This window comes from Cytobacillus sp. Hm23 (assembly GCF_051842895.1).
Lineage (GTDB): Bacteria > Bacillota > Bacilli > Bacillales > SM2101 > Nanhaiella.
In genome coordinates, this window is the sequence record NZ_JBPXRQ010000005.1 from 33,321 (window position 1) to 46,683 (window position 13,363).

Here is a 13,363-nt window from a genome sequence, read left to right on the forward strand (position 1 = left end):
CTCTCCTTATTTTACTCTGCCGTATTTTCCTCCACCGCCTGTTTCTACAGAAAGAGTACCGTTCCTTGCATTCATAATAGAATTAACAATTGATCGATTGACAACACGAAGCAATGATTTCTCTGGAATTTGATGTATAATCGCCATTTCAGTTTGAAAATGATCAAGTAAATTTTGCAATGTCTTCTTGCCAATTCCAGGTATAAACTCAAGTGGAACTTGGTGGATATAGCTAGGTCTATTTTCTCGCTTTGAATTTGTGTTTTTTAGTTCCTTTAAACGATAATAAACACCCTTAATTATCTTCTTATGCCCGCATTTCACACAACATCCCTCTCCAAGCCCTATAGTTGCGAAGCACTTTTCACATACTGCGTGATAATATTTTCCTAGCTTTGGATCAAGCCCGTAATTAGCAACAACCGCACGATTGTTATCATTGTGTAGGGCTTTTCTCAATTCTAGAAAAGTTGGTGCTTTCATCTGAATCACTTGGTACTCTCGAGCAATTTTCCCTACAGAATGGGCGTCTGAATTAGATAAATACGTATAGTTATGTAACTCAATTATTTGATCTGCCATGTACGAATCTGCACTTAAACCAAGCTCTACAGCATCTATTAATTTTGGATCGAAAATTTCCGTTAAAGAAGAAGCTACACCTTTTCCGAACAAGCTTTTATAGGGAGTAAAAATATGTGCTGGAATAAATAACCCCGACATTGATTTAACTTTTTGCTGTAATTCAACAGCCGTTCCATACATTCTTTGTGTACTTAGCGTAATATTTCTCAATCTACACTTTAACCAACGTGTAAATTCTTTTATCTTTGCTAATGTTGGAAAATACACTAAAACATGAACTGGTCCTTTACAATGTTCATCAAACACTTCAATTTCACACCCAAGTATTACTGTAAGATTTTTATAGCAAAGCCCCCCTTCTACATGTTCAGTCATTTCTCCTTCACTTAAAAGGTCGTCAAGCTCATTTTGTACTTCTGGAACGTGGCAATCAATGATACCAACCATATCAAGTCCTTTACGGTTTAAGGCTTCATGTAATATAGTTGGTAACGTCATTGTTTTTGATGCAGTGATCTTTACAGGCTTACCTGAGTTTGTCCTTCCGAGATGAATATGTAAATCGACATAATATTGTTGCATCGTGTAGGAGTCACATTCCTTCCATTAGTTGTTACTATTTTCAGCTAATTGCTTCATTTGTAGATGTTGAACAGCATAGGCTGTTTTCGCATCATATATTCGTTTTTCCGACATATAAGCTAATGCTTCATCTAACGTTAACTCAATTACATCAACGAATTCATCTTCATCTAATTGTGCTTTTATCTCTAATTTTATTAAACCTTCTGCAACATAAAGGTGAACAAGTTCATCTGCAAAACCCGGTGAAGTGTAAAATGATGTTAAATGAGTTAACTTGTGAGCAGTATAACCTGTCTCTTCTTCTAATTCTCTTTTGGCTGTTTCAATTGGTTCTTCCCCTTGTTCCAATTTGCCTGCCGGTATTTCTACAAGAACACGTTCTAATGGTTTCCGATATTGCTGTACCATGACAATCTTATTTTCACTCGTTACAGCAATTACAGCAACGGCTCCAGGGTGTTTTACTATTTCTCTCTTACTCGTTTTACCGTTCGGTAATTCTACATCCTCTACGTATAAATCAATAATTTTCCCAGTAAACAGTTTATTTTTTTTTATTGTTTTTTCCTTTAAATGATTCATGATTTCTCCCTTTACCTTATTTCAGTCTTAAACACTGTTTCCATATGTGTTACAAACGTATCTTCATTCTCTGTAAAAGTTGCCATTTTATCACGATGTGCAACCGTTTGATATCCTCGTGCATATGCACCGTAAGCAGTTAAAAAATTACAAATATCTGTACAGACACCTGTGACGTGCACTTTTTTTACATTTCTGTTTTGCAACTCTTCATGCAGTCCTGTGTCATAAAATGCATCATATTCAGGCTTCGGGATGTATACAACATTTGGATGATTTTTATTTTCCTCAAACCATTCGGCTAAATCACCAAATAGTTCCTGCCCCCATGTACCCTTCACATTATGCGTTGGCCACAATTCAAAATGTGCATCATTTTCTTCATGTGCATCCATACAAATTGCAACTACTTGATCATTAGCAATAAAATCATCAGCCGCCTTAATTATATTTGCAACGATTTGTTGTGCAGGCTTACCAACTGTTAAATTTCCTTTATCTGACACAAAATCATTACTCATATCAATAATGAGTAGTGCTTCTCGATTCATTTCTATTCCCCCTTTAAGATGTTGTTCAAAAGTTCAGAAAAATATTGAACAAACTCATTAAATATATATAGTTTCAACATATTTGAGCTTACCCATTCTGTCAAGTTACAATATTGTTAGACTGTTTAAAAGGGCTAAATTCTTGGACGTGGTATGAAAAGTTCAATAAGAAGTAGTACGTCACGTAACATTCAGTCGATTAAGCATATAGTTCAAGGGGGAAAAGCAATTGAACAAAAGACAAGTAGGTTATTCAGATTTATTCATTAGTGAAATTGGCCTAGGTTGTATGTCATTGGGTACAGATGAAAAGCACGCAAAATCAATTGTTGATCACGCACTCGATCTTGGTATCAATTTTTTTGACACAGCTGATTTATATGATTTTGGAGTAAATGAAGAAATAGTCGGTAAAGCATTAAAAAATAGGCGGCATGATATTATTCTCGCAACGAAAGTCGGAAACCGTTGGACTGATAACAAAGATGGCTGGTACTGGGATGCTTCTAAACAATATATTATAGAGACTGTGAAAGACAGCTTACGTAGACTTCAAACAGATTATATTGATTTATATCAGTTACATGGTGGGACGATAGAAGATCATATTGATGATACAATCGACGCCTTCGAACAGTTGAAGCGGGAAGGAGTCATTCGTCAATATGGGATATCCTCGATCCGACCAAATGTTATTCGAGAATTCGTCAATAAGTCATCAATCGTTAGTGTAATGATGCAATACAGCGTACTAGACCGCCGTCCTGAAGAATTATTCCCAATGTTGCAGAAAAACAATATTCATGTCATTGCACGCGGTCCACTTGCAAAAGGAATCTTAACTGAAAAACCGCTTATGAACGCAGGGAAAAAAGTTTTAGAGAAAGGATACCTTCATTATACGTATGAAGAACTAAGTCATGTTCGAAGTGAAGTAACGGCTATTTGTAACAACCGCAGCTTAACTGAAATTGCGCTTCAATATTGTTTACATAGCTCTGAAGTAGCAACTGTTATACCAGGCGCGAGTAGAATCGAACAACTTATTGAAAATGTTGAAGGTGCAAAAACAATAGGATTAACAAATTCACAGTATTCAAAAATACAAGAGGTTACTAAAACTAACAAATATGAGCTACATCGATAAGTTGGTACAATTTTCTTACACAAATTAACATGCGAAAAGCAGGCAAAGAAATACGTATAAACCATCTTTGCCTGCTTTACTGTAAACAACTATATTAGACAATCTCTTATCGATTATTGCTGTACCATTTCGCTGCTTTACGATCAATTTCTTTAATAAAGGCATCCTTCCCAGCAATATAACTAGCAATATCGTTTGCGTATTGTGTTGCTAGTCGCTCCTTTAAAGTTGCGTATTCCATTGCCTCATCCGAGTGGTTAATAAGATAATCTCGAAAGATAATATGACGTAAAACTTGTGGGTGGCCAGTTGGAAATACATGTACGTGGTGTGTTCGATGGTTACCGCCTTTTTGGAAGTAACGACGGTCCTCAACGCCATTTTCTCCTCTTGCTTCATATCCAATCTTTTCCATTAAACCATTTAAACTATCTACCAATCCTAGGTCGTCGACTTCAATCATTATATCGATAATTGGCTTAGCCGACATATTTGGAATTGATGTACTGCCGATATGATGATAACTAGCAGCTAGGGTTTGATAAATATGTATTAATGCTTGTTTCTCCAAGTCAAATTGCCGACTCCAGTCTGAATTATAGCAATGTACTTCAACCTTTCTCACCTTAGCCTCCTATAAATTTGGTAGATTATGAGTAAAGAAACGTCTACCAATTCATCTATTTATAGTCATCCCAATTTAAATTACTTTCATTTAATAGTTCTTCAAAGGATTTGTTCTTTTCACGTTGACGACGTTCTTCTCGTTTTCTGTTTTCTTCATCTTCTTGTCTTTTTTTCTCTTCCATCGCTAATTCATTCTTTTTTTCTTGTAATTGTTGAAAAAGTGAAGAATTAAGTCGGTCTTTTACACTTAATGCATCATCATGACTCTTTTGTTTATGCTGTTTTTTATGTTTATTTTTCTTCATTTTGATCACTCCCGTTCTTCATTGTGTGTCAATATTATAGCATATGGACATTCGCAATCTTACTAGAAATTAGTTTAATTGTTGCCGAAATATTCAAATATTTAATAGAATATAGGTAAGCGTTTTCTTCTATTAAATGAAGGAGGATATGATTATGCAATTACCTGATCAAGTCACAATCATTGAGGTCGGTCCACGTGATGGGCTACAAAATGAAAATGCCCTCATTCCTACTGAAAAAAAAATTCAGTTTATTCATAGCTTAATGGAGGCTGGTATTCATGAAATGGAACTAACTTCGTTCGTCTCACCAAAATGGGTACCACAAATGAAAGATGCCGAGGACATAATTTCATCTTGCTTAGATACAACGAAACGGCACTTTGTGTTAGCCCCAAATAAAAAAGGGGTTGACCGGCTTTACAAAACTTCATGTAAACATGTTGCCGTTTTTGTCGGGATCAGTAACACGTTTAACAAAAAAAATATTAATAAAACGACAGCTGAAAGCGTCACAGAGTTAATTCCGCTTATTCATGAGTTAAAAGAAAAAGGCTATTTTGTACGTGCATGTATATCCACTTCATTTTATTGCCCTTATGAAGGGAAAATTTCTGAGGCGGATGTCATGTCATTATGTGGTCATTTTGTCAATGCTGGAGTAGATGAATTAAGTGTTGCCGATACGATTGGAATGGCTAATCCACAACAAGTTTTTTCATTGTTTACCAAATTGAAAGCAAGATTTCCTCATGTACTACTCACCGGTCATTTTCATGACACACGCGGAATGGCGATAGCAAATATTTATGCAGCACTCCAAGCTGGTACTATACGTTTCGATACATCTGTAGGTGGGTTAGGAGGATGTCCGTTTGCTAAGGGGGCAACTGGCAATGTAGCTACAGAAGATGTCGTATTTATGATGCATCAAATGGGCATTAATACGAACATTGAGCTAACTAAACTAACTGAATCCCTCAATGTTATTCGCCCATTTTTAACGAAATCCTTAAACAGCAACTATGACGATATTGTACAAAAAACACTGCTATAATTTTTTTACTACTATATTGGTATAAGATCTTGATATTTTTCTCACCATACTATTTGAATAATAAATTTAGTAAAGGAGACTTTTCTATCTATGCCAAAACAACCAAAAACACGTGGCCAAAAAGGTAAGCAAAGTTCTGACACAACGAATGCTGTGATGTCTGTCGAAGAGATGGAAAAAGCAACACACCCTACGAACCGCCAAAATTCCAAATCATAAGACAAGCAACTTAAAATCCACCGTAGTCAACGCCTTGTAAGCTAAGCTACGGTGAGGTTCCTTCATCAATATGCCAACAAGCTCTTGAATCACCTATAAAGAAGTATTTGTCACCTGCTGAAATGGTGAAGTGACCTAAATTCAATTAACACATACTCCCCGACCATCTTTCCATCCAGATGTTTATGACCTAATGGTATAATGAAAATAAATAACTCTTTAAGGGGAAAGCACTTTATGATAACACTATTCATTTTTATTGGAGCGTTATTTACCATTATCGTAATTACTGGATTTATACTAACTAATCAAATTATCTATATTCAAAAGAAAGATGATGATGAGCTATATAACCGCGAAGTAAATGAAGGTCGCTTTAAACCTGAAGCTTTCGCACAACTGCCTTGTCAAAAGATTGAGATACAATCAAAATACAACTACAAAATCCACGGTTGGCTTATTGCACCACACCAAGCAAATAAGTATATGATATTTTGTCACGGAGTAACCGTGAATAAAGTGAATTCTATTAAATATATGGATGTATTTTTAGAGAGAGGTTGGAATGTTCTTGCATATGATCATCGCCGTCACGGTGAATCCGGTGGAAAAACAACAAGCTACGGGTATTACGAAAAGCATGACCTCGCTGAAGTTGTTAACTGGTTAAAACAGCGTGTCGACCATAATAGTATGATTGGTATACACGGAGAATCAATGGGCGCAGTAACGGTACTATTATATGCTGACATGGTTAAGGATGGAGCAGATTTCTACATAGCAGATTGTCCTTTCTCTGATTTCGAGAAACAGTTAGTCTACCGTGTAAAAAAGTCGGTTAACCTTCCTAAACAGCTGTTTATACCTTTGACAAACCTATTTTTACAATGGCGAGAGGGGTACTCCTTAAAGAACATATCCCCCATTTCTATCGTAGAAAATATTACACAACCAATTCTGTTTATTCATAGTCAAAAGGATGACTATATTTTACCTGAAATGACTAAAAGTCTATACAAACAAAAAAAAGGACCCAAAAAGCTATTTCTAGCTCAAAATGGATCACATGCATTGTCTTTAGCAGAGAATAAAACAGCTTACGAACAAGTTCTTGACGAATTTTTAGCGCAGTATAAACTCGATAATTAAAAAGCGCCATGAATCATTATAGCTTTGCTATTCATCCATCTCTACTAAGCTCATCCGTGGATTTAAGATTTGGCTTGGACTTTTGAGCATGAAACAGTTTGCATTCTCTGTAAAATCAATCGTCATCTCCTCATCAAAAAAAACTGTTTTTGATTGATCAATTAGCAATGGTATAAAATTCGTATCGACTTTTATCTCATCATCATTTGCTTTATCAACAATCCACAATGCCGATACACCACTAACTACACAGCCACACCCTTCTGTGTCATAAGCAAGCTTTAACAATTTACTTTGTTCCATTTTAGTTTCTATATGATCTATTGCTTTTTTTGTAAATGTAATTTTCAAATTGATCCTACTCCCTATAAGTTTTCCTATCATTTTAGCATATTACCATACGATATACTCATATTTTGTATACAAGCTCATTTATTTGCATATTCTCATAGTAATGAAGTTGAGTTTTTTTGATCTTTATTAAAAATATCCAATTAAAGGAGAGAAAAACATGTCTGATGTTCGAATTAAAGTGTTAGATAATGGACCATTACGAGTAACTGGTAACATTGAATTAATTGATGGGGATGGTAACAGTTTTGAAACGAAGCAAGCTTATTCTTTATGCCGGTGCGGCTTATCGAGTAAGGCTCCATATTGTGACGGATCTCATAAAGATAAGTTCGAATCTTCTGTTCGAGCTGAGTAAACTTACAACAGTAAAGGCTATTTTTATAAACATTGTTTACTACAAATGGCCAGAATGATGAGTATTATGAAAGCATAATAATTGTAAAAGTAGAAAAATGCCACGAACGCTAGATTTCGTGGCATCATTTCTTCTATTTAACGATGACTTATGAGTAAAACGACATGATAACCAACAAAGTACGAAAGGCTCTTTTCGTAAACTTTGTTGCTATTTTTATTAAAAAAATGGATAATATGATGAGTTTTTTTAGAGCTTAATAATGTAAAAGTAGTAAAGCTGCCACGAATACTAGATGTATACGTGCTTAAACCTTAGAACGTATAGCAACAATCAATGCGAAAACAACCTTACGAAAAGGGACTTAAATAACATAGTTGAACCTCAAAAGAGATGGAAAGTTAATTCCCAGTCATGTTAGCTTTCCATTACTCCTTTACGACCACACATAAAATGTGTATACTACAACCATTCCAAAAGAAAGAAGGAAAAATAATGAACAAAACCATACATGTTGGTCTCGTTGGTTTTGGGTTTTCTGGACAAGTATTTCATGCCCCATTTGTTCATTCTCACCCAAACCTGCAATTAACAAAAGTCGTTGAACGAACGAAAAGTCATTCAAAGGAACTGTACCCATACACAGAAGTTGTTCGTGACTTCGATGAACTGCTTGAAGACAAAGCAATTGATCTTGTTATCATTACTACGGCTAATGAGCTCCACTATCCTATGGTAAAGAAAGCATTACTGAAAAATAAACACGTGGTTGTCGAAAAACCTTTTACAATTTCCTCTGAAGAAGCAACACAATTAGCTAAACTAGCAAACAAACAAAATCGAGTGTTAAGTGTATATCACAATCGCCGCTTTGATGGTGATTTTTTAACTATAAACCAAATCATTCAACAAAATCTACTTGGTCATGTTGTCGAATTTGAGTCACACTACGATCGTTACCGAAATTTTTTAAAAGGCTCCTGGCGAGAAGACAATAGACCAGGATCAGGTATTTTGTATGATTTAGGCTCTCACTTAATCGACCAAGCAATCACATTATTCGGGTATCCTCATACTGTGACCGCTGACGTCCGAATTCAACGACCTATTTCTCAAACAATTGATTCTTTTGATCTCAAATTAGATTACGATAACCTCAAGATTTTACTAAAAGCTGGCATGTTAGTAAGAGAACCAGGGCCTCGTTTTATCATTCACGGCACAAACGGTTCTTTTGTTAAATATGAGATGGACCCACAAGAGGAACAATTAAAAAATGGCATGATGCCTACAAATATGATGTATGGAATAGAAAAGGAAGATCATTGGGGCACCCTAAACACTGATCTTAACGAGCTGCATTACAAAGGGAAAATTGAAACAATGAAGGGAAATTACATGAATTTCTACAACAATATTTATGATTCAATTGTAAATGACATGCCACTAATCGTAACCGGTGAGCAAGCATGTAATACTATCCGCATAATTGAGTTAGCCATGCAAAGCTCCGAAGAGGGTAGAAGTATACCTTTTACACCTCAATTAGTTTAATTCCATTCCCTCTATAGAACTATTTATCGTTTATTCTCGAAATTTTTTTCTATACTTTCTTTTTTAGTATTTTTCATTTACAAAGGCTGAATGTCTACAATATTAACAAACTGTACATCATGGATTTTTTCAACCATATCCATGATGCGTACGGTTTTGTTAATGTGGTCTATAAAATGAATATTACCTTCAACAGTATTTATCACATGATTTTGATAATAGGAAAAAGATAATGTTTGATTTCCAGCTATACCGATATGAATCATTTCATTCAACTCCTCTAGCCGTTGCTCATCTAGCAACGGCTTTGATGCTCTATGCTGATTTTTTTCTAACTCCCTTAACAGCTTTGTATGTTCAGGGAGCATCATTGATACCCATTTAATTGTTCCACGGTCTCGAATCACTTTTATCACTCTCCTTTTAAACTAGTTACAGCGCCTTCATTTGTAATGCTTCCTGTGCTTGTCGAGACTGAACAGTCGGCTCGCTTTTCCTATTGTCCAGCTGCGCCTCCTAGTCCCTCGAGTCACTTCACCATTACATTCGAAGGCAAAAAGCGCCTTCATATGTAATGCTTCCTGTGCTTGTCGAGACTGAACAGTCGGCTCGCTTTTCCTATTGCTTATGGCCTCCTACTAGTGTGCTGCGGTGACGTGCTGTCCCTGCATTCGTATATGAAACTGCTCGCAAAATTGCATTTGAGCCATATTTCCTCCTGATTTCATCCATACAGTAGCCGAGTGCTTGCTGCTTCGGTTTATTCATTTCAAACAGTGATAGTTGCATATTTAGATCATCCTCAATATTGGACAGTGCAATTGAGATTTTTCGTACTGTTTTATTTGTATAATGCTTTTGAAATAGCTCAACACAAACATTGTATATGTCCATTGTAATATTTGTTGGTTCTTCAATTGTTTTTGAACGATAAAATCCGCCACCAAATTCATCTTTACTATATCCAATACCTAGACTAACCGTTCTTCCGACCTTTTTAGCTGTGCGAGTTCTTCTTGCCACCTCCTCACACATTTCTAATATTACTCGCTTTACATCTGTCGGATCTGGATAATCTCGTAATAAAATTTGACTTTTTCCAAAGCTAATTTGTCCTTGCAGGAAGGGTGCGCCAAGTTCTGAAAAGTCAACACCCCACGCGTGATAATATAGCTGATTTCCCATAATGCCAAACTTTTGTTCAAGTTGCTTGAGGGAATAATTAGCAAGCTGCCCTACTGAGAATATTCCTATCCTGTTTAATTTTTTTTCCATTTTTCCACCAATTCCCCACATTTGACTAAGTGGTGAAAGCGGCCAAAGTTTTGTTTTCACATCATCATACGTCCATCGGGAAATCCCTGTTTTTTTCGCCTCTAAATCCAAGCATAATTTTGCCATAAGCATATTTGGTCCTATACCAATTGCACACGGAACTTCATATTCTCTCTCTATATCTTTTTTTAATTTTTGAGCTGTCGTTTCTGCATCACCCCATAGCTTCTCAGTACCATCCACTTGTAAAAAACTCTCATCAACGCTATACGTATGGACTGCTTCTCCCGGCACATAGCGCTGAAATAACTTAGTAAGTTCCATTGATATACGTAAGTATGTGCGCATCTTTGGATTGACGATTACAATTCGCGGGTCCTTAGGAATTTCAAATAAACGCGACCCTGTTCTAATACCAAATTCCTTCTTCAAGCGTGGTGAAGCTGCTAAAACAACACTCCCCTGTCTTTCTGTATCACCAACAACCGCTAAGTAGCATGTAAGTGGATCTAAATTCAATAGTACTGCTGCACAACTTGCAAAAAAGCTTTTCATATCAATACATAAGATGTTATGGTGAGGCATTTTGCTATAATCGATCAAATATAACACCCCTAAAGGAATATATGTTCGTATTATTATATTCAATATCTTAACCGAATATACGTTCGTTATCAATTGCAAATTGTTTCCAATAAGATATGCTAATGATACCCGATGTTCGGTGACAAACACTGAAGCCACACAATGAAGGTGTTTTATTGTTTGAAAGGCGCTATTGTTAGATATCTCAGAAGACCCTTTGCTTAAACTTTGTTGCTTTTTTCACTTAAATTTAAGTAACTGATGTGTATAGTTTTTAGAGGAGAAAAGATGCTACTTATTACATGCAGCAATTAGTGTGAAAATACCCTATTAAAAAGGGATTTATTCTACATAAATATTTTTTACAAATTATTCTTTTATTACTAAAGTATACATGTTATAATTTTGATTGATTAATCAATCAATGAATGTGAGGTCTAATTATGTCTAAACAATTATCTAAGAAGGAACAACTACGTGAAGAAAAACGACAAAGAATTTTAAATGCAGCTATCACCCTCTTCTCGAAAAATGGCTATTCAGAAACAACAATTGCAGCTGTCGCCAAAGGTTCGGAAGTGAGTTTCGGAACTGTATTTACATATTTTCCAAATAAGGAGCAACTATTTGAGGCCGCGGTATTAGAACCGTTAAATGAAATCAAGCCGCTGTTTTTATGTCAAATTAACAAAGATCAAACTCCCTTAGAACATCTTAAACAAATGGTTAAAGAGCATGTTATTACCTTTTCTCAAAAGGAAACCCATTTACGCTTAGTTCAGTATGTATTAGGGCAACATGAAAGGTTTCCAAAAATATTCGAGCAATTAGATTCTTTTTTCCATGACGTCATCGACGCACTGGAGCCAATCATTATAGAAGGACAAAAACAAGGTGAGCTACATACGTTGAATCCTGAAATCGTAGCAACATCTTATTTCCAATTTTTAAATGGGATTCGTGTAACAATTATTGATCCCCCTGACGGCATTATATGGAAGGCTCTTATCCCACAGGCATTGCTCCTTTTTGCACCAGTAAATTCAAAGGATATTTACGATAGCACCCTCAATGAATAAAATGCTAATTTTAAAGGGAGGAGATTGAAAGATGAAAACAAACTTATTCAGCCCACTTAAAAACAAGCAGTTTAGAGCGTTATTTTCTGCTCAAGTCGTATCAGATTTAGGAACATTATTCGATTTAACTGCACTTTTCGCTTTGTTTGCCTACCATTGGGAGCTAGGTCCTTATTATCTCGCATTATTGTCAATTGCATTTGGCTTACCGTGGGTTTTATTCGGTCCAGTCGCTGGAGTGTTTGCTGATCGACTTCCTCAGAAATTAGTCATGATTACTAGTGACCTCATCCGAGCCTTAGTTGTTTTTTGCTTAGTATTTGCCCCGAATGCTTATGTCGTCATTATTCTAGTAGCTATAAAAGGCTTTTTTAATGCATTATTTGATCCAGCAAGACAAAGTGCGATTAAACAAATTGTTCCAGATGATATGCTTCTTCAAGCAAATGCGCTAAGTCAGCTGTCACTCAATCTTTCTAGGGTGATTGGTCCTTCTCTTGGTGCGATTGTTTTAGCTGTTTCAACTCCACAAACTGCATTTGTACTTGATTCAATTACATTTTTGCTTTCAGCAATATTTTTACTAAAACTACCTAAAATGAGGCACAGCCGAGTAGAAGAAAAGGTTCATGAAAAACAAACGGTGAATTCAATACAAATTTTGATTAACGAGTTAAAAGAAGGTCTGCAATATGTCGTTACAAACAAATTATTAATATTCTTAATCTCTTTTAACGGAGCTGTATTTTTCATCATTTTCCTATTCGATAGTATAGGTGTTCTGTTAGCAAAAAGCTTCGGCTTCAGTGAATCAATTTATGCTATTTTTAGCAGTGTTATCGGACTTGGAAGTATCATTGGTTCAATTATCATTAGTCGTCTAGGTAAAAAAATCAATGAGAAAGTATTGATGTGTTCCTCTGCTGTGTTGTTAGGTGTGTTAATTACACTAAACGGAGTGGGCGGTATAGGTTATATCCCCCCTTCATTACTGTTTTGGCTGTTGATATGGCTAATGATTGGAATATGTGTAGCAGTGATTACCATATGTTATGGCTACTTACTTCAAAAAACGACCCCACAGCATGTCATGGGCCGGGTTTCCAGTATAGGTAACGCCATCATTAATGCATTTATCGTCATTTCTCCAGCATTGGGAGCTTTAATAGCAAGTATGATAGGAGTTGGAGGTGTATTTTTAATAGCTGGAATTGCAATGATTTTACTTGGAGGAATTGTAAGCTTCTCCTTGCGGGGCCAACAAACAACAAGTATAAGTGCTTCACGAACCAAGGCTCATTCATAACTAAAGACTTTTCATACCAAATTAGATCAGCTAGAAGTGGTTTTATAA

At 35.8% G+C, this 13,363-nt stretch carries 16 protein-coding genes; 8 read left to right on the plus strand and 8 right to left on the minus strand.

Features of this window, described 5'->3' with window-relative positions:
* Positions 1-6: 6 nt before the first annotated feature.
* The 3 genes from ACSVDA_RS04645 to ACSVDA_RS04655 are packed head-to-tail and all read right to left on the minus strand — an operon-like array spanning position 7 to position 2,303.
* Positions 7-1,167 (minus strand): endonuclease Q family protein, encoded by a 1,161-nt coding sequence (locus ACSVDA_RS04645; RefSeq protein WP_485881248.1) that lies wholly within the window; start codon positions 1,165-1,167, stop codon positions 7-9.
* Positions 1,168-1,191: 24 nt separating this feature from the next.
* Positions 1,192-1,752, minus strand: coding sequence for an NUDIX hydrolase (locus ACSVDA_RS04650; RefSeq protein WP_214480137.1), 561 nt, complete (start codon positions 1,750-1,752; stop codon positions 1,192-1,194).
* Positions 1,753-1,763: 11 nt separating this feature from the next.
* A complete protein-coding gene (locus ACSVDA_RS04655; protein ID WP_485881250.1) occupies positions 1,764-2,303 on the minus strand; it encodes a cysteine hydrolase family protein in 540 nt (179 codons plus the stop codon).
* Between the two features lie 229 nt (positions 2,304-2,532).
* On the opposite strand from ACSVDA_RS04655, the gene ACSVDA_RS04660 reads away from it, so the two are divergent.
* Positions 2,533-3,450 carry an aldo/keto reductase gene (locus tag ACSVDA_RS04660; protein ID WP_485881252.1) on the plus strand — a complete coding sequence of 306 codons (918 nt, stop codon included), beginning with the start codon at positions 2,533-2,535 and terminating at the stop codon, positions 3,448-3,450.
* A 106-nt stretch (positions 3,451-3,556) separates the two neighbouring features.
* Here ACSVDA_RS04660 and ACSVDA_RS04665 read toward each other — a convergent pair whose 3' ends face one another.
* Together ACSVDA_RS04665 and ACSVDA_RS04670 are read right to left on the minus strand one after the other, a co-directional pair.
* Positions 3,557-4,075, minus strand: coding sequence for a GrpB family protein (locus tag ACSVDA_RS04665; RefSeq protein WP_485881253.1), 519 nt, complete (start codon positions 4,073-4,075; stop codon positions 3,557-3,559).
* A 55-nt stretch (positions 4,076-4,130) separates the two neighbouring features.
* Complete coding sequence (locus tag ACSVDA_RS04670; protein ID WP_214480436.1) at positions 4,131-4,388, minus strand: YqkE family protein; 258 nt, start codon at positions 4,386-4,388, stop codon at positions 4,131-4,133.
* 148 nt (positions 4,389-4,536) lie between these two features.
* Here ACSVDA_RS04670 and ACSVDA_RS04675 point away from each other — a divergent pair, with 148 nt between their 5' ends.
* The 3 genes from ACSVDA_RS04675 (at position 4,537) to ACSVDA_RS04685 (ending at position 6,807) form a co-directional block, all read left to right on the plus strand.
* Positions 4,537-5,439 carry a hydroxymethylglutaryl-CoA lyase gene (locus ACSVDA_RS04675; protein WP_485881255.1) on the plus strand — a complete coding sequence of 301 codons (903 nt, stop codon included), beginning with the start codon at positions 4,537-4,539 and terminating at the stop codon, positions 5,437-5,439.
* Positions 5,440-5,529: 90 nt separating this feature from the next.
* Entirely contained in the window at positions 5,530-5,658 is a 129-nt protein-coding gene (locus ACSVDA_RS04680; protein WP_485881257.1) for a hypothetical protein, read from the plus strand.
* Positions 5,659-5,895: 237 nt separating this feature from the next.
* Positions 5,896-6,807: an alpha/beta hydrolase gene (locus tag ACSVDA_RS04685; RefSeq protein WP_485881259.1), complete on the plus strand. Its 912-nt coding sequence runs from the start codon at positions 5,896-5,898 to the stop codon at positions 6,805-6,807.
* A 27-nt stretch (positions 6,808-6,834) separates the two neighbouring features.
* On the opposite strand, the gene ACSVDA_RS04690 is transcribed toward ACSVDA_RS04685, so the two are convergent.
* A complete protein-coding gene (locus ACSVDA_RS04690; protein WP_485881261.1) occupies positions 6,835-7,158 on the minus strand; it encodes an iron-sulfur cluster biosynthesis family protein in 324 nt (107 codons plus the stop codon).
* Positions 7,159-7,318: 160 nt separating this feature from the next.
* Between ACSVDA_RS04690 and ACSVDA_RS04695 the strand changes: the two genes are divergently transcribed.
* Together ACSVDA_RS04695 and ACSVDA_RS04700 are read left to right on the plus strand one after the other, a co-directional pair.
* Positions 7,319-7,516: a CDGSH iron-sulfur domain-containing protein gene (locus ACSVDA_RS04695; RefSeq protein WP_485881263.1), complete on the plus strand. Its 198-nt coding sequence runs from the start codon at positions 7,319-7,321 to the stop codon at positions 7,514-7,516.
* A 495-nt stretch (positions 7,517-8,011) separates the two neighbouring features.
* Positions 8,012-9,070, plus strand: a complete 1,059-nt coding sequence (locus ACSVDA_RS04700; RefSeq protein WP_485881265.1) for an oxidoreductase — start codon at positions 8,012-8,014, stop codon at positions 9,068-9,070.
* A 77-nt stretch (positions 9,071-9,147) separates the two neighbouring features.
* On the opposite strand, the gene ACSVDA_RS04705 is transcribed toward ACSVDA_RS04700, so the two are convergent.
* Complete coding sequence (locus ACSVDA_RS04705; protein WP_485881267.1) at positions 9,148-9,486, minus strand: YolD-like family protein; 339 nt, start codon at positions 9,484-9,486, stop codon at positions 9,148-9,150.
* Positions 9,487-9,688: 202 nt separating this feature from the next.
* Positions 9,689-10,948 carry a Y-family DNA polymerase gene (locus ACSVDA_RS04710; RefSeq protein WP_485881269.1) on the minus strand — a complete coding sequence of 420 codons (1,260 nt, stop codon included), beginning with the start codon at positions 10,946-10,948 and terminating at the stop codon, positions 9,689-9,691.
* 425 nt (positions 10,949-11,373) lie between these two features.
* On the opposite strand from ACSVDA_RS04710, the gene ACSVDA_RS04715 reads away from it, so the two are divergent.
* Together ACSVDA_RS04715 and ACSVDA_RS04720 are read left to right on the plus strand one after the other, a co-directional pair.
* Positions 11,374-12,009: a TetR/AcrR family transcriptional regulator gene (locus ACSVDA_RS04715; protein ID WP_485881271.1), complete on the plus strand. Its 636-nt coding sequence runs from the start codon at positions 11,374-11,376 to the stop codon at positions 12,007-12,009.
* Positions 12,010-12,040: 31 nt separating this feature from the next.
* Positions 12,041-13,315 (plus strand): MFS transporter, encoded by a 1,275-nt coding sequence (locus tag ACSVDA_RS04720; protein WP_485881273.1) that lies wholly within the window; start codon positions 12,041-12,043, stop codon positions 13,313-13,315.
* Positions 13,316-13,363 lie beyond the last annotated feature (48 nt).